The organism is Rhizobium leguminosarum, from assembly GCF_001679785.1.
Classification (GTDB): domain Bacteria; phylum Pseudomonadota; class Alphaproteobacteria; order Rhizobiales; family Rhizobiaceae; genus Rhizobium; species Rhizobium leguminosarum_R.
Window position 1 is genome coordinate 461424 of sequence record NZ_CP016286.1, and the last position, 19260, is coordinate 480683.

A 19260-nucleotide genomic window follows, 5' to 3' on the forward strand; every position below is an offset into this window, starting at 1 on the left:
GGGGTATGAAGACCTTCACGAAGAACAGACCATGCAAGGAATCGTGATCTGCCTTTACCTCTCGTCAAAGCAGCTTTGCCATAAACGACATAGCGCCGCGATGATCGCGGGCGTATAGCAAATCGTCTCCCCTTGGCTTTGCGCCATGTCATCCCCCGCGGCCTTGCTGCCTTGTGTGCTCCGCCGCGCCACCGCGAGTGATCCCGGACGATGTCGGATCAGATTTACCAGGCGCCGATGGTTCGGCGCGCCGTGCCCAATTTCCGGGTGATCGCAATGATTGTCGCGAGTGCGATGCTGATGGAAAACATCGATGCGACCGTGCTTGCGACCGCGCTGCCCACCATGGCACGCGATTTCGGCGTCGGCGCTCCGGCCATGTCGATCGCCCTGACCTCCTATCTCCTCAGCCTTGCGATTTTCATTCCCGCAAGCGGCCGGATGGCCGACAGTTTCGGCTCCCGCACCGTTTTCCGCTCGGCCATCGCTGTCTTCGTCGTCGGCTCCATCCTCTGCGCCCTGGCGCCGACGCTGTCCTTCCTGGTGCTGGCGCGCCTGCTGCAAGGCATCGGCGGCGCGATGATGATGCCGGTCGGGCGCCTGGTGCTGATGCGCAGCGTCGACCGCAAGGATATGGTCAGCGCCATGTCCTGGCTGCTCGTGCCGGCGCTGATCGGCCCGATCGTCGGCCCGCCGCTCGGCGGCTTCATCGTCACCTATCTCGACTGGCGCTGGATCTTTTATATCAACGTGCCGATCGGCATCATCGGCATGATCTTCGTCTCGATCTACATCGACGAGGTGAAGGGCAAGGCAAGCAGTCCGTTCGATACGATCGGCTTCATCCTCTCGGGCATCTCGCTCGGCTCGCTGCTCTTCGGCTTCGAAATGTCGAACCATGAGGGCGAGGGCGCGTTTTCGATCTTCCTGATCGCCATCGGCCTGCTTTTCGGCATCGGCTATCTCAGACATGCCCGCAAGCACCCGTCACCGATCATGGATTTCTCGCTGATGAAGGTGCCGAGCTTCGGCACGTCTGTTATCGCCGGATCGCTGACCCGCATCACGCAAGGGGCGCAGCCCTTCCTGCTTCCGCTGCTCTTCCAGATCGGCTTCGGCCTTTCTGCGGCGGCGGCCGGCCAGATCATCATCGCGACCGCGCTTGGCGCTCTCGCCATGAAGCCGATGGCGAAGTTTGTCTTCCGCCGGCTGGGCTTCCGCAGGAGCCTCATCCTCAACGGCATCCTCGGTACGATCGGCTATGGCCTCTGTGCCGCCTTCCGGCCGGACTGGCCGATGCCGCTGGTCTTTATCGTCCTGGTGCTCAGCGCCTTCTTCCTGTCGTTCCAGTTCACCGCCTATAACACCATCGCCTATGACGAGATCAGCAAGGAGCGGATGAGCTCAGCCACCAGCTTCTACACCACCTTCCAGCAGCTCATGCTGTCGCTCGGCATCTGCATCGGCGCCTTGGCGCTGCACGGCTCCATGGCCATGTCAGGAGCCGAAACGCCGGCCCTCGGCGATTTCTCGGCGGCCTTCGTCGTCGTCACCATCATCTCGATCACCGCCACCTTCTGGAACCTGCGCTTCTCGCCGACCGCCGGCGAGGAGATCACCGGCTACAAGGCCAAACAGAGGAAAGGCGCCGCCGAAGGCTGACGTCGGCTTTGTGCCGCGGTCGCCCCCCTCTGCCCTGCCGGGCATCTCCCCCACAGGTGGGGAGATCGCAAGTGGCTTGAACTTCCTGTCCATCTACCGTTTCGCCGTGCTGGACGCTCATTGTTTGAGGAAACTGATGCGCCCAGCCAATCTCCCCACCTGTGGGGGAGATGCCCGGCAGGGCAGAGGGGGGCACACACGGCACACCCTAGCTAGCCGGCCGGGTACGAGACGAAAGGGGCCGCCCGCCGTTCCCTTCGTCAGAAGCCGACCGGCTCCCGCAGCCGCCTGCGTCGCAGTGGTCGGCCCTCGCGCCGCTCCGCCTCGAGCCTGTAGGTCATCGGGCCGTCGAAGCCCCCCAAGACTGCAAGATCACTATCCCGCAGCGCTACCTCCACGGCCGCCTCGGGCGCGGCGCGCCTCTGCCGTCCCGTGATCGCAAGCCATAGATCGTGCCAGCCGCGCCGGCGCGGCAGTGCGCCCATTACCGTCATTGTCTTTTCCTCCCTCTCAGGTCGTCACGCCGCCTGCGGCAGGCATGCCTCGCAGATCGCCGCGACATGGCGGTGGTCGGTGCCGCAGCAGCCGCCGAGCACGCTGAGCGCGGGCATGCGGTCGATGAGCTTGCGGTAGCGGCGGCCGAGATCTTCGGGATCGCCCGCATCCAGCGTTTCGCTATTGTCGAGCTGCTCATGGCTCATGGTCGAGGCATTGGCGCGGATGCCGGATATACGTTTCACCCAGGCGCTTCCGTGATGGAGTGCCGTTTCGAAATGCGTCGGGTGGGCGCAATTGATCATGTAATAGGCCGGCGCCCCGCCGGTCATCGCATCGGTCGTCTCGATGGCCTCCTGAAGGCTGCGGCCCGTCACCAACCGGCCATCCGTCTCCAGCGTGAAGGAGATGGCCGAGGGCATGCCGAGCGACTGTGCCGCCCGCGCCACGCCGATCGCCTCGTCGATGTTGGTCAGCGTGAAGGCGCTCACCATGTCGGCTTCCGTGCCGGCGAAAGCCCCGATCTGGAAAGCGTGGTAGTCTTCCGCTTCGGCGGCATCCATGATGCCCGCCTTGTAGCCGTCGCCGCGCGGGCCGATCGCCCCGCTGATGACGATCGGCTGCTCCGGCCGCTCGTAGGCGCTGCGCAAGCCGACGAGCAGGTCGACGGCTTCCTCGTTGACTGCTTTCAGGGCTTCGGTGGTATAGCCGAGCTTCTGCCCCCAGTCCGGATTGGCCCGCCATGTGGCGGTATCGAGCACGAAGCCCGTGCCGTGCCGCCGGGCGACATCGAGATAACGGCGATAGTAATTCCGCATCCGCTGCCGCCCGTCTTCGGAAGCCAGCAATATGAAGGCAGCGAAATGCGGAAGTTCTATCCCTTCCTGGAAGATCATCGTCGTTTCCATGCCGCCATCGGTAATGAATGTGCCGCCTTTGAGCTGCGGCAACCCGTTTCTGTACTTTGCCATTGTTGAAGCCTCTCCCTCGTGACACCCGATTGGCTGCCGTCGATGAATGATGTTCTGGCGCTTAATTGGCTGCCAAACTAGTACCACGCCACAGAGATTATGACGGTTTGTCTTATCGTAGAATTGGCAGGGCTTCTGGTGGGATGAGAAGTTGGATGCTGCGTGCGGCGCCTGGCACGCGAGATATAAAACCCGCCTTCTCGAGGGTCAGCACCATCTGGTGAACAGACGGAGCCGTAACGCCGAAGTGGCGACGCATGTCGGCTTCGGCCGGAGGCTGTTTGAAGATGCGGCTGTAGGCGTAGATGAAGGCCAGGTACTGGCCTTGGATCTGCGTAAGGCCCCGTCTTGCCGTTGCGGCTTGCGGGTCAAGTGAGGGACTCATTTTGGGATTCATCTGCGTCTCCACGCTGAAGGAGGTGTCGATGAATATAAAGTTTCACATAGAGCTTAGCCAATCGGAACGTGACCAACTGGCCGCTTTGTTGAGCGGGGGTGCCACAGGTCGCGCAAGATCAAGCGCGCCCAGATCCTGGTCGCAGCGAACGAAGGCTTCAGCGACGAGGTGATCGCGGCAACCTTGAACGTCAGCGGATCGACGATTTACCGGACCAAACGCCGGTTTGTGGAAGCCAATCTGGAAGGGGCGCTCAGCGAAGAACCGCGCCCGGGTGTTGAGCGCAAGCTATCGAGCAAGGAGGAGGCGCTGTTGGTAGCGACCGCCTGCTCAAAGCCGCCGCCCGGGCGAGCCCGCTGGACCCTGGAGCTTCTGGCAGATGAGATGGTCCGGCTCACCGATCATGACCAGTTGTCCTCGGAGACCGTGCGTCGCCGGCTGGCTGAGAACCATCTCAAGCCTTGGCGCAAAGACATGTGGTGCATCCCAAAGATCGATGGGGAATACGTCGCGCGCATGGAGGATGTTCTCGACCTCTACGCAGAAACGCCTGATCCACAAAGGCCCGTGGTCTGCTTCGACGAGAGCCCGACCCAACTCATCGGCGAAGTGCGCGAGCCCATTGCGGCCAAGCCTGGCCAGCTTGAACGCTACGATTGCGAGTATCGCCGAAACGGCACGGTCAATCTGTTTGTCTTCATGGACGCCCACCGGCCCTGGCGCAGGGTGAAGGTCACCGATCGGCGAACCAACCAAGACTTCGCCGAGTGCATGCGCGAACTGGTCGACGTCGATTATCCCGACGCGCCGATCATCCGCGTGGTGATGGACAACCTCTCCACTCATTCCGCCGGGGCGCTTTACGACGCATTTCCCGCCCCGCAAGCTCGAAGGGTGCTGAAGCGACTGGAGTTCCACCACACGCCCAAGCACGCCAGTTGGCTCAACATGGTCGAGATCGAGATCGGTGTCCTGCGTAGCCAATGCCTCGACCGTCGTATCGACAACAAAGACACCATAATCGCCGAAGTCGCAGCCTGGGAGCAGCAACGCAACGCCCACGGCGCAAAGATCCAATGGATGTTCACAACCGAAAATGCCCGCAAAAAGCTCCGTAAAGCTTACCCCGTCAAAGAGTCATAATCTCTGTGGCGTGGTACTAGGCTGTAGCGGCTATTTAGTAATGCGACAGTTGGGCCAGTTAGAGATGCGACAGTCTCGCCTCTCTACGCACTGGTCAATGCCAACGTCGGGAGCAAGGATGACGATCTTCAGCCTGGTCGAGACCATGAGCGGTCGGAGTCGTCATGTCCTTTATGATCACCATGTCGCAGAAAGAATTGCATCGCCTCGAAGTTATCCAGAAGATTCGTGACGAGCGCCTGAGCGTCGTCCAGGCCGCCGAACTGCTCGACCTCAGTCGAAGTCAGGTCCATCGGCTGCTGCAGGCTTATGACCGGAATGGTCCAGCCGGCCTTGTTTCCAAGAAGCGATCACAGCCGAGCAACCGGCGCCACAGCGAGGAGTTTCGCAATGCGGCGCTGGATCTGATCCGGGAGCGCTATCTGGATTTCGGTCCGACGCTGGCGCGCGAGAAGCTGATGGAACTGCATCAGATCTCGGTCGCCAAGGAGACGCTGCGGCAATGGATGACCGAGGCCGGCATCTGGATCTCGCGGCGTGAGCGTAAGCAGCGGGTTTTCCAGCCGCGCGGCCGGCGCGACTGTTTCGGCGAACTCGTGCAGATCGATGGATCGCATCACTGGTGGTTTGAGAACCGTGGTCCCAAATGCGCCCTGCTTGTCTATATCGATGACGCCACCGGCAAGTTGCTGCATCTGCGGTTCGCTGGGTCAGAGAACACGTTCGACTACCTGCATGCGACAAAGGCTTATCTGCAGCAATGGGGTAAACCTCTGGCCTTCTACAGCGACAAGCATGGTGTCTTTCGTTCGACCCATGCGTCGGAGAAAGACCGCACGAGCGGCCTGACGCAGTTTGGTCGTGCGCTTTATGAGCTGAACATCGACATCATCTGCGCCAATACTCCGCAGGCAAAGGGCCGTGTGGAACGCGCCAACCAGACGCTGCAGGACCGGCTGGTCAAGGAGATGCGGCTTCGCGGCATCGATACGATCGAGGCGGCCAACGGCTATGCATCAGAATTCATTGCGGATTTCAATTCCCGTTTTGGCAAACCGCCACGCAATCCGAAGGACATGCACCGGCCGCTTGCCGCGCATGAGAATCTCGATGGCGCCATGTGCCGCAAGGAAGTCCGCACACTGTCGCAGTCCCTGACGCTCCGTTACGACAAGGTCTTGTTCATTCTCGATCCGACGGAGCGGGCCAGAGGGCTGGCGGGAAAGAAGGTCGTTGTCTGCGACTACCCGGACGGCCGCCTCGAGATCATGCACGAGAGCTTCACCCTGCCCTACAGAACCTTCGATACATTGCGGTCGGTCCACCGGGCAGAGGTTGTCGAGAACAAGCGTCTCGACGACATGCTTTCCGTCGTCGCCGAGCTGCAGGCTGGGCGGGAACAGCAGCGCAGTAAGAGCGGCCCTCGCCGCACCGGCCAGACGGATCATATGTTCGGTATTCCCGATGGCAGCCAGGGCAATGGTTATCAGAAGCGTGGCCGCAAGCCTGGCCGGCGGACGGACTTCATGAATGATCCGGAGGTCATCGCAAAAAGGCAGAAGGCGCTGGCGCGCATGGAGGCCGCGGAATGATCGCCTGCACTCATAGTCTCAAAGCTAAAGCCGAAGGGTGTTCCTCACCCGCCCCCGCTCCTCCCTTGCAACCCGGTCCAGCCGGTCGGATCGGCGGCTAATCCGAAGCGCAAGTGTCGCGTTTCTAACCGGCTGACAGCGTCGCGCATCTAATCAGCTTTGACATAGGCGACTTGCGGTATACTCCAAGCGGTTTTGGGTTTTGCCGATTGATTTCAATCGCTTGCTTCGACCGATCTTGCCGGGGGCGGAGGCAAGTCTGATCATGCAACACTGAAAACTGTACCGCCGGTACAGGAGGGGACATGCGAAAGGGCGAGGAAACGCGGACCCGCATCCTCGATGTGGCGGAAGCGGCAGTCTTGCAGAAGGGTTTCGGCGGCACTTCCATCGAGGAGCTGATCGCCGAGACCGGCATCACCAAGAGCGGCTTCTTCTATCACTTCAGGGACAAGAACGAGCTCGCCAAGGCGCTGCTCAACCGCTACATCGAAAATGACGAGCGCATCTACGACGAGATCTTCAGCCGCGCGCGCGAGCTGACCGGCGATCCGCTGCAATCCTTCCTGCTCGGCCTGAAGCTGCTGTCCGAATTGCTCTCCGACCTGCCGAACGGCCATCCCGGCTGCCTGGTGGCGACGGTCTGCTATTACGAGCGGCTGTTTGACCGGGAGATACAGGAGACCAACCGAAATGCGGTGCTTGCCTGGCGGAGGCGTTTCGGCCGCATGCTCCGGGAGATCATGGCCGTCTATCCGCCGCGAGAACCCGTCGACGTCGACCAACTCGCCGACATGGTATCTTCGGTCCTGGAAGGCGGCATTGTTCTGTCGAAGACGCTGAAGGAGCCGAACACGCTGGCCGAGCAGGTGCTGATGCTCCGCACCTTCGTGAAAATGCTCTTCCTGCCGGTAGCGGAGATGCCGAGGGCCTAAAGCAATTCCAGCAAAAGTGCGGAGCGGCTTTGCGTCGGGAATTGCGCTGACATCCTCAGTCCCCGTCCTCCAGCGCCGCCGCCATCTCCGCGAGCTTGCGTACGGTGTTGAGATTGCGCGACGTTCCCGGTTTCAGCGCCGGCAGCTTCAGCTTCGAGCGGCCGGAACCATTGGGATAGTGCACATAGATTTCCCGACCGGCGAGCTTGGCCTCCTCGCCGTCGGGCGCCACCATCGTCTCCAGCGCATCGCCGGCCGCCTTTTCGGGCAGGAAATAGACCAGTAGAAAATTCGGCTTGGCATCCGGGAAGGGCGCATCGGCGACAATGCCGTCGAGTTCTTTCCGGCTGCGCACCATCACTCCTGGCCGCTTGCCCATCTTCTTGCCGAGCGCGTCGTCGAGCCGCTCCTCCACCACCTTTTCCGCTTCATCCGCGCGGAAAAGCACGTTGCCGCTCTGGATGTAGGTCTTCACGTCGGAAAAGCCGAGGTCTTCGCAGATCGCCTTCAGCTCGGCCATCGGCAGCGAGCCGGTGCCGCCGACATTCACCGCGCGGAGGAGGGCGATATAGACGGGCATTTCTCTCTCCCTTGACCTCGTGCCGTGCCGGCCCCCCTCTGCCCTGCCGGGCATCTCCCCCACAGGTGGGGAGATCACAAGTGGCCTGAACTTCCCGCCGATCTACCGTTTCGCCGTGCTGGACGCCGATTGTTTGGGGAAGCCGGTGCGCCCGGCCAATCTCCCCACCTGTGGGGGAGATGCCCGGCAGGTGTCCGACCCGGATAGATAGGTAACAGAACGGACCGTTTACATAGGTGACAGTTCTCTGACAGCCGGGAGGACCCGGCGATGGTTTGGAGAGAGACTGGCATCATGGACGAGCGGCTGCGCTTTGTTGGGGAATGTCTTGCGGGCGAGGAGACGATGACGGCGCTGTGTGCTGCCTACGGGATATCGCGCAAGACGGGCTACAAATGGTTGGAGCGGTATCGGGCGCTCGGGCCTGCGGGGCTTATCGACCTGCCGCGGGCGCCGCTTGAGCACGGGCGGGCAACGGCGGCGGAGCTGGTGGCGCGGATCGTGGCGGAGAAGGAGGCGAATCCGCAGTGGGGGCCGAAGAAGGTGCTGGCGCGGCTGAAGCGGTCGGCGCCGCAGCTTTGCTGGCCGGCGGCCTCGACGATAGGCGAGATCCTGAAGCGCCACGGGCTGGTCGGGCGCCGGCGGCATCGCTGGCGGGCGGCTGGTTGCGGCCCGTTCGCACCGGCCAACGGGCCCAATGCGGTGTGGAGCGCCGATTACAAGGGCTGGTTCCGGACCCGCGATGGGCGGCGCTGCGAGCCACTGACGGTGATGGATACGGCGAGCCGCTTTCTGCTGGCGCTGCAAGCCTGCGCGACGCCGGCCGAGGCAGAGGCCTGGCCGGTGTTCGAGCGGCTGTTTGCCGAGCACGGACTGCCGGAGCGCTTTCGCAGCGACAACGGTTCGCCCTTCGCGGCGATTGGCGTCACCGGGCTGACGACGCTTGCTGTGCGGTTCATCAAGCTCGGCATCGGCCTGGAGCGCATCCAGCCGGGCAAACCGCAGCAGAACGGCCGCCACGAACGCTTCCATCTGACGATGCTGCCGCTGGCCATGGCGCCGGAGGTCGACCATGCCGCGCAGCAGGCGGTCTTTGACGCATTTCGCCAGAATTACAACGCCGAGCGTCCACACGAGGCGCTCGCTATGGACGTGCCTGCTGATCATTACCGACCGTCACTGCGGCGCCTGCCCGACCGCCTGCCTGAACCGGACTATCCGGCCGAGGCGGCGGTGCGCCGGGTGCGCTCCAATGGCGAGATCAAATGGAACGGCGACCTCGTCTATGTCGCAGCAGCGCTGGCCGGCGAGGTCGTGGCGATCGAGGAGAATGAAGCGGGCATCTGGACGCTACGCTTCCATGCCCATCCGCTCGGCATCATCGACAGGAAGACCAAGCGGCTTGTCCGCCCCAGCGCCCTGCAACCCCGACCAGCCGGCGCAGGGGCGGACACTGGTTTACAAGGGGGAGAACTGTAACCCATCTATCCGGTTCAATCTGTTACCCATCTATCGGCTGGACACAGGGCAGAGGGGGGGTACCACACAGCACACCCCATCCAGCCCTTCACATCTTCCCAGCAACCTTGATCGCAAACGCATACTCAAAGGCAATCTCTTCCAGTCGCTGGAAGCGGCCCGAGGCGCCGCCGTGGCCGGCGTCCATGTTGGTCTTGAGCAGGATCGGCGCGTCGCCCGTCGTCTTGTCGCGCAGCTTCGCCACCCATTTGGCCGGCTCCCAATAGGTAACGCGCGGGTCCGTCAGGCCGCCGAGCGCCAGGATCGGCGGGTAGGCTTTTGCGTCGACATTGTCATAGGGCGAGTAGGATGCGATCTGCTCGTATTCTTCCCTGCTGTCGATCGGGTTGCCCCATTCCGGCCATTCCGGCGGGGTGAGCGGCAGAGTGTCGTCGAGCATGGTGTTGAGCACGTCGACGAAGGGAACGGCGGCAATGAGGCCGGCGAACTTCTCCGGCGCCATGTTGGCAACCGCACCCATCAGCATGCCGCCGGCCGATCCGCCCTCGGCGATGATCTTCGCATAAGACGTGAACTTCTGTTGATTCAGATAATCGGCCGCTGCGACGAAGTCCTTGAAGGTATTCGTCTTCTTGTCCATCTTGCCGTCTTCGTACCAGGAAAATCCCTTGTCCTTGCCGCCGCGGATATGGGCGATGGCATAGACGAAGCCGCGGTCGGCGAGCGACAGGCAGTTGGTGTTGAAGCCGGCCGGAATGGTGATGCCGTAGGCACCATAGCCATAGAGCAGGCAGGGGGCGCTGCCGTCGAGTGGGGTATCCCTACGATAGAGCAGGGTGACCGGCACCTTCTCGCCGTCCCATGCCGGGGCAAAGACGCGGCGGGTGACGTAGTCGTCGGGATTGTGGCCGGACGGCACTTCCTGCGTCTTCAACAGCGTGCGCTCGCGCGTCACCATGTTGTAATCGTAGAGCTGCGACGGCGTCGTCATCGAGGAATAGGAGAAGCGGATGATATCCGTGTCGTATTCCGCAGCACCCTGCAGCCCCAGCGAATAGGCTTCCTCGGCAAAGGCGATCGCATGTTCCTCGCCGGTCGCCCGATCGCGGATCATGATCTGCGGCAGACCGTCCTTGCGCTCCAGCCACAGGAGATGGCGGGCATAGGCCATGTGGCTGATAACAAGCGTGCCGGGCTTATGCGGCACGACCTCGCGCCAGTTCTCTTTCACCGGATTGTCGACCGGCGCTTCCATGATCTTGAAATCCTTGGCGCCGTCGTCGTTGGTGAGGATGTAGAAGACGTCGCCGCCCTCGGTCAGCGAATATTCGATGCCCTCTTCGCGCGCCGCCACCAGCTTCGGCTCGGCTGTCAGGTCCGCGGTCGACAGCAGCCGGTATTCGCTGGTCTCGTGGTCGTGAATGTCGATATAGATGAAATCGTCGAGCAGCGAGCCACCGACGCCCATGAAGAAGCCGGCATCCGCTTCCTCATAGACCAGCCGGTCTTCCGACTGCGGCTGGCCAAGAATATGGTGGAACACCTTCGACGGCCGGTGGTTCTCGTCGAGTGCCGAATAGAAGAAGCTCTTGCCGTCGGGCGCCCAGACGCCGCCGCCGCCGGTATTCTCGATCCGATCGGCAAGGTCTTGTCCGGTCTGGAGGTCGCGCACCTGCAGCGTGAAGAATTCCGAACCCTTGTCGTCATAACCCCAGATGCCGCGGCTGTGGTCGCTCGAATGGTCGAGGCCGGCGAGGCGGAAATAGGCCTTGCCGGCCGCCTCCTTGTCGCCGTCGAGCAGCACCGTGCGGATCGTCTCGTCGGCGACGTTGCCGTCGCGGGCGATGCGGAAAAAGCGCGGCTGTTCGCCGCCGGTGACGTAGAAGGTGCCGTAGGCATATGCCCCGTCCTTCATCGGCACCGAACTGTCATCTTCCTTGATGCGGCCGCGCATTTCGGCAAACAACACCTTCTGAAGCGGCTTGGTGTCCTCCATCGCCGCGTTCATATAGGCGTTTTCGGCTTCGAGATGGCGGCGGATCTCAGGGTCGAGAATCGATGGATCCTTGAACATCGCCTGCCAGTTGTCGGCGCGCAGCCAGGCATAGTCGTCCGTGCGGGTGATGCCGTGGCGCGTATCGGAGATCGGCTTCTTCGGTGCGGCAGGCGGGGTCGGCAGGCTCTTGAAAACGGACAAGGAATGGCTCCGGGTCGGAATGTCGGGTTGGCAAGAGATAGAGGCGCGCCGCCGCCGGATCAAGCGGTAAGGGTGTGGCAAGAGTACAGCTGCCCTTCCACAGACAAGGAGGACACGCAAGCCACCTTGCCTTGATGTCACCACAATATTTAAGAAAGTCCGCTATCTCAGTGAATTTGCACGTGCCAGGCTCCCGGCAAGCTGTCGGGGGTAGGGCAAAAATTGCAGAACAGTAAGGGATTTGTCCGCAATGCCGAAACGTCTGGTCCTGTTTCTATCCCTCGCAAGCCTTGCTGCCCCCGCCTTTGCCGTCGATCCCGCCATCAAGAAGCAGCTGGAAAAACTCGATCCCTCGACCCGTCTGGAACAGAGCTGCGACACCGAGGCGATGAGCCGCATCAACAAGGATAGCACCGGCTTCAAGCCCGACAAGGTAATCGCCTATACCTTCAAGGACCCGATCCCCGGCGACAATTCGCTGGAGGCGCCGGGTGCCGTCTTCCGCAGCAAGGGCGACTGGTACCATCTCTCCTACAATTGCATCACCGGTCCGCAGCATATCAATGTGCGCGAGCTCAATTACGAGATCGGCGAGAAGGTGCCGCGCGAGAAGTGGAACAAGTATTATCTCTATGATTGATACGGCCTGTCCGTCCAAGCGGCTGCGGTGACATCCGGCCGCATGGCGCCGGGGGAGAGCCGCCGCTAAAATCGGCAGTTCGAGCCATAGAAACCCATTAGATGAACCGCATACTGCTCGCTTCGGCGTTCTTGCTGACCACCATCTCCGCTGCATTCGCGGACGGAATTCCGTCAGCCGTGCCGGCCGCAGTCGGTTCGGCCCCGAAGGCGCCGGCGCCAAAGCTCGTCGAGCCGCATCTGCATATCGCCCGTTCCAATATCGCCGGCCATGCCCGCATTGCGCTGACCTTCGACGCCTGCATGGGTCAGGCGGATGAGCGCATCCTTTCCACCTTGATGCGGGAGCGCATCCCGGCAACGATCTTCGTCACCGCCCGCTGGCTGAAGCGCAATCCCGCTGCGGTTGCCGTGTTCCTGCAAAACCCCGATCTCTTCGAACTCGAAAACCACGGCGAAAACCATATTCCGGCCGTCGACACGCCGACGCTAATCTATGGCATCGCGTCCGCCGGCTCGCCGCAGGCGGTACGGCAGGAGGTCGAAGGCGGCGCTGCCGCCATGGTCGCAGCCGGCATCCCGGCGCCGCACTGGTTTCGCGGCTCGACCGCCAAATATGATCTTTCCGCCATCGGTGAGATCCGTGCCATGGGCTATCGCATTGCCGGTTATTCCGTAAATGGCGACGGCGGCTCGCTGCTCGGGGCTGGCATCACCGAAAAGCACATCGCCTCGGCCAAGGACGGCGACGTCGTCATCTCCCACATCAACCAGCCGACCCATGCGGCCGGCGAGGGGGTGGCCAAGGCACTGGTCGATCTCAAGGCGAAGGGTACGCAATTCGTCCGCCTCGAGGATGTCGAGGACACCGGCGACGACAAGACGACGGAGTAGGGGTTCGGATCTCTTCGCTTGCTCACCCCAGGAAAACGAATAATGCTGTTTTTGTTTTTCGGTTGAGGGGAAGTAAGGGAGCGCATGGCTCGTGCGATTTGGAATGTCGAAGGCGAAATTCAAAATGAGCTTGATCCCTCCGAAATTGTTGTCTGGACAGGGCAACCAAGTGCGTGGGCAACGTTCATTTTTAGGCGCCCTGATTTTATTGTCGGCGTGATTTTGCTGATCTTCAGTTGCGAGTTGTTATTGAGGGTTGCTAACGCGCCTGCCATCGATAAACCGGACGGAATCATGGGCATCATTTTGCTCGGAGCCTTCCCGCTCGTCGGTGTCGCATTCGTTGCAAGCGTGGTTTTCGATATGATCGCCACGCGTCGAACTGCTTACGCCGCCACCGATCGCAGGCTTCTCATCGTTCGAAATCTGATCAGGCGACGAGCGACGACGATAGCGCCGACAGCCATCAACGTTCTGGAGATCAGGGAAAAATGGGACTACTCGGGAACCCTGACTTTTCGCCGGGAGGAAGAGGGGGATAGTGTCAAAAAATTTGCCTTCGTCGGCATCCCGAATGTTCGTGAAGTGGCCAGACACGTCAAAGAGTTGCGAATGAGTGCAAACGAACAGGCAAGCTAGACGTCTGAAGTTTCAGTGGCTTTGGCTTGCCATCTCGCGTCGATAGATTCCTGAGTGAAAACGCGCCAAACCCGGTCCGTCGCGGTCGAGCGCGAAATCCTCGAACCAGTCGCGATGCATGCCGGCGAGCATGGCGCCGATCATCTGCGCGGCGAGATAGGAAAATGTAATGCCGTTGCCGCCGTAGCCATAGGCAGCGAACACATGCGGTATCTCCGGCACCGGGCCGATCAGCGGCAGACCGTCGACCGTCTCGCCGAAGGTTCCGCACCAGGCATGGGCAACGCGCGTATCCGCTTTCGGCCACAGCCGCTTCATCTTCTCCTGGATCGCTAGGGTCTTTGCCGGCAGCTTCCGATCCCGTACCTCGGCATCCGTGGTATCGTCATCCTCGCCGCCGGCGACGATGCGATTGTCCGCCGTCGTGCGCATGTAGAGATAGGGGTGGTTGTCCTCCCAGATCAGCGCCCTGTCGCGCCAGAAATTTGCCGGGTCCTGCGGCACGGTGGCGAGCGCCCAGCTCGAACTCGACCGGTGCAGCTTCGGCATGTCGAGGCCTGGCATCGAATAGCCGGTCGCAAGCACGATGTGCCGCGCCTCGATGAGGTGACCTCCGTCCGTCTCCGCTGCCACGTGATCGCCTTCGCTGTGAAGCGCAGTCACGGAAGCGTTGACCAGCCGTGCGCCGCGCCGCACCGCCATCTCGATCAGGGCCCAGGTCAGAAGCAGCGGATCGCACTCCGCCGAACCCGGTGAATAGATCGCGCCATCCCGGTCGAGCTCGAACTGCGTGAAGAGATCGGGATGTTCGAGATAGACGCCGGGCAGGCCGGCCCGGCGGCGAAGCTGGCGCTCCTCCATGAGGTTGCGCGCGCCTTCGCGGTTGGCGGCGAGATAGAGCGTGTTGCGTGGCCGGAAGCCACAGGCGATCCCGTTGGCGGCGATCAGCTTGGAAAGGCCGGCGACCGCAGCACCACTGCGGCGGTAGATGCCGGCCGCGCGCTCGAAGCCGTAATAATCCTCGAGTTCGGTGAGCGTGCTGTCGATTTCCCATTGCAGCATCGCCGTGCTCGCCGCGGTGCTGCCGAAACCGGGCTCCTCCCGGTCGATGAGCGCCACGGAAAAACCGCGCGCCGTCAAATGTTCGGCAACCAAGGCACCGGTGATGCCGCCGCCGACTACCGCGATGTCGGTGGAAAAGCTCTGCTCGATCGGCCGCCATTCCGGCCGTATGCCGCTCTTCCCCCAGAGAGAACGGCCGCTCACCATCTGGTCGTGATCGGATTCGGTAAGATCGAGATCAGATGCCACTGACGTTCCCCCGGTTTCATTTCGGCAATTGCGGCTGCGGCTTTTCCTCGATCAGCAGTTCGTCGATGACAGTCATGACGATCAGCGAGAGCGGCAGCGCCAGCATGGCGCCGACGGCGCCCCACATCCATGTCCAGAACAGGATGGCGATGAAGACGACGAAGGGATTGATTTCCAGCCGCCGTCCCATCACTGCGGGGAAGATCAGGTTCTCCATGAGGAGATGCACGGTGAAGAAGGCTGCGGCCGGCATCAGGCCGATGAGGAGGCCATCATGGGTCAGGATGCCGGCGACCGCGACGGCAAGCGTCATCAGCGTGATGCCGAGATAGGGGATGAAGCTCGACACGAAGGCGAAGAAACCCCAGAGCACCGGGGCCGACAGCCCGCCGGCATAGGCGATGACAGTCATGAGCACGCCGAGCCCGACATAGATCAGCGAGGCTGTCGCGAAATAGAAGCCGAGCACCTGCTCGACGGCATTGATGACACGGATGGCCGCCAGACGCTGCGTGCGGGTGCGGAAGGTCATGATGATCGTCTTGCGCAGATTGACCCGACCAGCGAGGAAGAACAGCAGCGCCGCAAAGAAGATCATCCCCTGCACCAGCGCCGGCGTCAGGCTACTTGTCACCACGTGCAGCACGTTGCCAGTGTTTTCGAGCAGCGCACCGATCGACATCGAACCGCTTTCGAATGTCGCCGGCGTGATATGCAGCCATCTGATGCGCTCCAGATAAGGCATGATGCGGTTGATGGTCCGCTCGGCGAAGGCGGGGCCTTCATTGGCAAGCGTCATAAGCGGGTCGGCGAGCGAGTTGATCAGCAGGAAGATCACCAGCGCCACACTGCTTGACAGGATGAAGGCGTTGGCAAGCCGCGGCACCCCCATCCGGCTGAGCTTTTCTGCCGCCATGCCGAGGATCATGCCGACGACGACGGCAAGTGTGATCGGGATGAGGATCAGCGACATCAGGTAGACGGCGGCAAGGAAGAGAATGCCGAAGATGCCGATGATCGCCCAGGCCATGCTGACATCGAGCCCGTCTTTTTCCAGCCGGTGCAGCGGCGGCGGCGGCAGTTCTTCCGCAGCTTCCTTCAGCGATTGTGCCCATGCGCTGGTGTGGCGTTCGCCGATGGCGATCTTCTTTGCTTGTTTGCGGATGCCATTGGCGATGCCCATGCGGTGAGGTCCCCGAAGCCCCATTGCTTCCTCACGGAAACGCGCCGATACGGTTCCGGTTCCGTGAGGTGTGATGGCATCGCGGCTGCGCAACCCGTTGTTGAGCCGAGCAGACCTTCCGGCGGCTTGGTGAGCGTGACTCGCCAGCGAAAAGGCGCCGCCACCGTCATCGGCAACAGCGTAGAATTCGAGCTGTCCCGCCGGAACAACGTCACAGTCGCAGGCGTTCGGCCCGAGAAGGAGTGAAGGCCATGATTGAAGATCCCGATCAGACAAAAGCCGTCAAGACCTATACGGCCGATCCACCTTATGCAGACGAGGCGACGCTGAAAGCTGCCGAACAGCGCCGGTGGTGGAGTTGGACGGTCATCTGGGCCGGAGCGGCAGTCCTCATCATTGCTGGCGTGAGTGTTGCGATTTGGCCCAATCCCAGCAACAATGACCCGACGACGACGGCCTCGACGAAGCCGGATCCGATCAATGCGCAACCATCCGGCCCCGGCACCTTCAACAACGATCCTGCCTCCGGCCCGGCAAGGCCTCCGGAAGCTGTGGACCGTTCACCATCGCCAAGCGGAAATGGTGGTGGGCCGACGCAGGTGACGACACCATCGGGCGCCGAGAAGGTCCGATAGCGTCTTCAGATCAAGCCGACAGCGTTAGGCCAATGCCCCACGGATCTTTCAGGAAGATGCCGCCATCGCGCTTCTCGCTTTTGATCTCGAGATTATCCAGTTTGGAGACGGCCGCATCCAGCGTGGCCTTGTCGTTGAAACGAATCTTGTAGTCGGACAGCCCGGTCATATTGCCGGCGCGTGCCATGGCGCCGCGGCTGTTCCAGATATTGGCGCCGAGATGGTGGTGGTAGCCGCCGCTCGCAAAGAAGCTCGCGCCCGGATAGCGCGCCATCAGCTTGAGGCCGAGGACGTCGCGGTAAAAGGCGTCTGCCTGCGGGATGTCGCCGACCTGCAGATGCAGGTGGCCGATCGCTGTCCCCGCAGCCATGCCATCCCAGCGCTCATCAGGCGCGCTGTTGTAGAGCGCCTGAAGGTCGAGGCGCAGCGTCGCCATCTCCACCATGCCGTCCTCATGGAATTTCCATTGTTCGTGCGGCCGGTCTGCATAGATCTCGATGCCGTTGCCTTCGGGATCGGAAAGATAGATCGCCTCGCTGACGAGATGGTCCGAGGCGCCGTCGAGCGCGACGTTATTCTGTGCCGCATGGCGCAGCCAGCGTGCGAGCTCCGTCCGGTCCGGCATCAGGAAGGCGGTGTGGAAAAGGCCGGCGGCATTGCGCGGCGCGATGGTCGCATCTTTTGCGGTCGTTAGCGTCAGCAAAGGCAGGTCGCCGACACCCAGCACTACGCCGCTCGCCGTCTTCTCGATCACCTTCAGGCCGAGCATCGATTGGTAGAAGCCGGAAACCAGACCGAGGTCGGTCACGACCAGATGCGACTGGTCGATATAGGCGGGCCGCGTCAGCGCATAAGAAGTTTCGGTCGTCATGGCTTGTTCTCCCGCCTCTGAATTGGCCCGTAAGATAGAAGGCGTACCGGCGGTGGCGGCAAACATGCCGCCCGTGGCAAGCCCGAGGAAGTTTCGCCGGTTCATTCGCCTCTGATCTCCCCTCGGCTGCCGTACTTAAACTCTATATGGCGCATCCCGATTGTTCACAGAAGACCTGTTTTTGAGGATGAAGCGTTGATCAGATGTTGACGATGACTTGCGCCCACTTGATCGTGGTCAATGCGTTCATATCTTCTTTAGAGGAAGCTTATGCATCTCAGTCATGGAGGGAAGCCATGTACAGGAAGATCATCGTAGCGATCGCCCTCGGCGGCATCGAAAAGGGAGAAAAGATCCTCCGCAAGGCCGCGTCCTTGCTCGATGACGGCGGTGAGATCATCGCGCTCAATGTTGTCGAGGATGTGCCGAGTTATGTCGCAATCGAACTGCCGGCCAATATGGTCGAGGACGTCATGAAAGACAGCCGCGGGCAGCTGGAAGCGCTGGTCGCCGCAGCAGGTGTTGCGGCAACTGTCGAAATCCGCAACGGCCCGCCCGCCAAAGCGATCATCTCGGCCGCCGAAAGCCACGGCGCCGACCTGATTATCGTCGCCTCGCACGTTCCCGACTTTTCCAACTACTTCATCGGCGCCACCGCCGACCGGGTCGTGCGCCATGCCAAATGCTCGGTGCTGGTCGACCGGCAGAAGGTCTGATTCTTGCGCAACTGCATTTTCTCAGTTGCGCGCCAGCCGCGATAGGCCTTTCCGCTCGCTGTCGAAGGCAGGGCGGGGTGCCCTGCTGCCTGTCACGAAGATTTACCGCCTGTGCGCTTTGCCGCAGTTGCGCGCCCGTCCGTTCGATGCGACGATTGCAATCGGGTATGAAACGGATTGGCGTGCATGGGCGAGTTCAACGGCATTCGCTGGGCTTATGATAGATACGAACTGATCGCCGACGGTATCGTTCATGGCGTCGGTCTCGTGCTGGCCCTGATCGGGGCTACCGTGCTGATCTTCTACGCCACGGTCTGGAGCTCCTACGGCGCGCTCGCCGCCGCCTGGATCTATGGCGTCGGGCTGGTGCTGACGCTTGCCATTTCCTTTTCCTACAACGCCTGGCCGGTCTCGCGCACGAAATGGTATCTGCGCCGCTTCGATCATTCGGCGATCTTCCTCTTGATCGCCGCCACTTATACGCCCTTCCTCGAACGTGGCGCCGACGATCCGCTGCTCTTGTTCATGCTGGTCGCGATCTGGCTGTTTGCCGCCGTTGGCATTCTCCTGAAATGCGTCTTTCCCGGGCGTTTCGACCGTCTTGCCATCCTGCTTTATCTCGCCATGGGCTGGAGCGGCGTGCTGGTGGCCGAGCCCGTCGCCTCGCGCATTCCCGCCGCCTCGATGCTGCTGATCGTCATCGGCGGCGTCATCTATTCGCTCGGCGTCATCTTCCATGTCTGGGAGAAGCTGCGCTTCCAGAACGCCATCTGGCACGGTTTCGTCGTCACTGCCGCGGCGGTGCATTATTCGGCCGTCTTCACCTGTTTCAGCCTGTCGGCGCCGGGCCTCTGAACGACTGATGTGCCGGAGGTCGTCGGTCTTTCGCATCCGCCGTTTACATCTTTGCAGGCGGGGCGT

Annotated in this window: 19 protein-coding genes; 11 read left to right on the forward strand and 8 right to left on the reverse strand. The window is 61.7% G+C overall.

Features of this window, described 5'->3' with window-relative positions:
• Window positions 1-210 precede the first annotated feature (210 nt).
• Window positions 211-1662, forward strand: coding sequence for an MFS transporter (locus BA011_RS02500; RefSeq protein WP_065279329.1), 1452 nt, complete (start codon window positions 211-213; stop codon window positions 1660-1662).
• Between the two features lie 260 nt (window positions 1663-1922).
• Here BA011_RS02500 and BA011_RS02505 read toward each other — a convergent pair whose 3' ends face one another.
• The 3 genes from BA011_RS02505 to BA011_RS02515 form a co-directional block, all read right to left on the reverse strand.
• Window positions 1923-2156, reverse strand: coding sequence for a hypothetical protein (locus tag BA011_RS02505; protein WP_065279330.1), 234 nt, complete (start codon window positions 2154-2156; stop codon window positions 1923-1925).
• Window positions 2157-2180: 24 nt separating this feature from the next.
• Window positions 2181-3128 (reverse strand): homocysteine S-methyltransferase family protein, encoded by a 948-nt coding sequence (locus BA011_RS02510; RefSeq protein ID WP_065279331.1) that lies wholly within the window; start codon window positions 3126-3128, stop codon window positions 2181-2183.
• A gap of 112 nt (window positions 3129-3240) precedes the next feature.
• Window positions 3241-3525, reverse strand: coding sequence for a LexA family protein (locus tag BA011_RS02515; protein WP_420493416.1), 285 nt, complete (start codon window positions 3523-3525; stop codon window positions 3241-3243).
• Window positions 3526-3553: 28 nt separating this feature from the next.
• Between BA011_RS02515 and BA011_RS02520 the strand changes: the two genes are divergently transcribed.
• From BA011_RS02520 to BA011_RS02530, 3 genes are all read left to right on the forward strand, one after another.
• Window positions 3554-4668, forward strand: a protein-coding gene (locus BA011_RS02520; protein WP_420493420.1) for an IS630 family transposase whose coding sequence is annotated in 2 segments (ribosomal slippage) — window positions 3554-3614 and window positions 3614-4668 — 1116 coding nt in all. Because the reading frame shifts where the segments join, the coding sequence is not laid out codon by codon here.
• Window positions 4669-4832: 164 nt separating this feature from the next.
• A complete protein-coding gene (locus BA011_RS02525) occupies window positions 4833-6260 on the forward strand; it encodes an ISNCY family transposase (RefSeq protein ID WP_065279332.1) in 1428 nt (475 codons plus the stop codon).
• Between the two features lie 305 nt (window positions 6261-6565).
• The gene (locus BA011_RS02530) at window positions 6566-7195 is read left to right on the forward strand and encodes a TetR/AcrR family transcriptional regulator (RefSeq protein ID WP_065279333.1); all 630 of its coding nucleotides are present in this window, start codon (window positions 6566-6568) and stop codon (window positions 7193-7195) included.
• Between the two features lie 55 nt (window positions 7196-7250).
• Here the strand turns inward: BA011_RS02530 and BA011_RS02535 are convergent, their stop codons facing one another.
• Entirely contained in the window at window positions 7251-7775 is a 525-nt protein-coding gene (locus BA011_RS02535; RefSeq protein ID WP_065279334.1) for a DUF1697 domain-containing protein, read from the reverse strand.
• Between the two features lie 270 nt (window positions 7776-8045).
• Here BA011_RS02535 and BA011_RS02540 point away from each other — a divergent pair, with 270 nt between their 5' ends.
• The gene (locus BA011_RS02540) at window positions 8046-9254 is read left to right on the forward strand and encodes a helix-turn-helix domain-containing protein (protein WP_065278963.1); all 1209 of its coding nucleotides are present in this window, start codon (window positions 8046-8048) and stop codon (window positions 9252-9254) included.
• An 88-nt stretch (window positions 9255-9342) separates the two neighbouring features.
• Here BA011_RS02540 and BA011_RS02545 read toward each other — a convergent pair whose 3' ends face one another.
• On the reverse strand, window positions 9343-11451 hold the full coding sequence (locus BA011_RS02545) for a S9 family peptidase (RefSeq protein WP_065279335.1): 2109 nt from the start codon (window positions 11449-11451) through the stop codon (window positions 9343-9345).
• A 250-nt stretch (window positions 11452-11701) separates the two neighbouring features.
• Between BA011_RS02545 and BA011_RS02550 the strand changes: the two genes are divergently transcribed.
• The 3 genes from BA011_RS02550 (at window position 11702) to BA011_RS02560 (ending at window position 13623) form a co-directional block, all read left to right on the forward strand.
• A complete protein-coding gene (locus BA011_RS02550) occupies window positions 11702-12091 on the forward strand; it encodes a DUF930 domain-containing protein (RefSeq protein ID WP_065279336.1) in 390 nt (129 codons plus the stop codon).
• A gap of 101 nt (window positions 12092-12192) precedes the next feature.
• Window positions 12193-12984, forward strand: coding sequence for a polysaccharide deacetylase family protein (locus BA011_RS02555; protein WP_065279337.1), 792 nt, complete (start codon window positions 12193-12195; stop codon window positions 12982-12984).
• Window positions 12985-13068: 84 nt separating this feature from the next.
• A complete protein-coding gene (locus BA011_RS02560) occupies window positions 13069-13623 on the forward strand; it encodes a hypothetical protein (protein ID WP_065279338.1) in 555 nt (184 codons plus the stop codon).
• A gap of 12 nt (window positions 13624-13635) precedes the next feature.
• Here BA011_RS02560 and BA011_RS02565 read toward each other — a convergent pair whose 3' ends face one another.
• Together BA011_RS02565 and BA011_RS02570 are read right to left on the reverse strand one after the other, a co-directional pair.
• Window positions 13636-14934 carry an NAD(P)/FAD-dependent oxidoreductase gene (locus BA011_RS02565; protein ID WP_065279339.1) on the reverse strand — a complete coding sequence of 433 codons (1299 nt, stop codon included), beginning with the start codon at window positions 14932-14934 and terminating at the stop codon, window positions 13636-13638.
• A gap of 16 nt (window positions 14935-14950) precedes the next feature.
• Window positions 14951-16117: an AI-2E family transporter gene (locus tag BA011_RS02570; protein ID WP_065279340.1), complete on the reverse strand. Its 1167-nt coding sequence runs from the start codon at window positions 16115-16117 to the stop codon at window positions 14951-14953.
• Between the two features lie 251 nt (window positions 16118-16368).
• Between BA011_RS02570 and BA011_RS02575 the strand changes: the two genes are divergently transcribed.
• A complete protein-coding gene (locus BA011_RS02575; RefSeq protein WP_065282382.1) occupies window positions 16369-16752 on the forward strand; it encodes a hypothetical protein in 384 nt (127 codons plus the stop codon).
• 10 nt (window positions 16753-16762) lie between these two features.
• Here the strand turns inward: BA011_RS02575 and BA011_RS02580 are convergent, their stop codons facing one another.
• A complete protein-coding gene (locus tag BA011_RS02580; RefSeq protein WP_186806493.1) occupies window positions 16763-17728 on the reverse strand; it encodes a VOC family protein in 966 nt (321 codons plus the stop codon).
• 191 nt (window positions 17729-17919) lie between these two features.
• Between BA011_RS02580 and BA011_RS02585 the strand changes: the two genes are divergently transcribed.
• Window positions 17920-18339 (forward strand): universal stress protein, encoded by a 420-nt coding sequence (locus BA011_RS02585; protein WP_065279342.1) that lies wholly within the window; start codon window positions 17920-17922, stop codon window positions 18337-18339.
• Window positions 18340-18525: 186 nt separating this feature from the next.
• The gene (gene trhA / locus BA011_RS02590; RefSeq protein WP_027665105.1) at window positions 18526-19194 is read left to right on the forward strand and encodes a PAQR family membrane homeostasis protein TrhA; all 669 of its coding nucleotides are present in this window, start codon (window positions 18526-18528) and stop codon (window positions 19192-19194) included.
• Window positions 19195-19260: the final 66 nt, after the last annotated feature.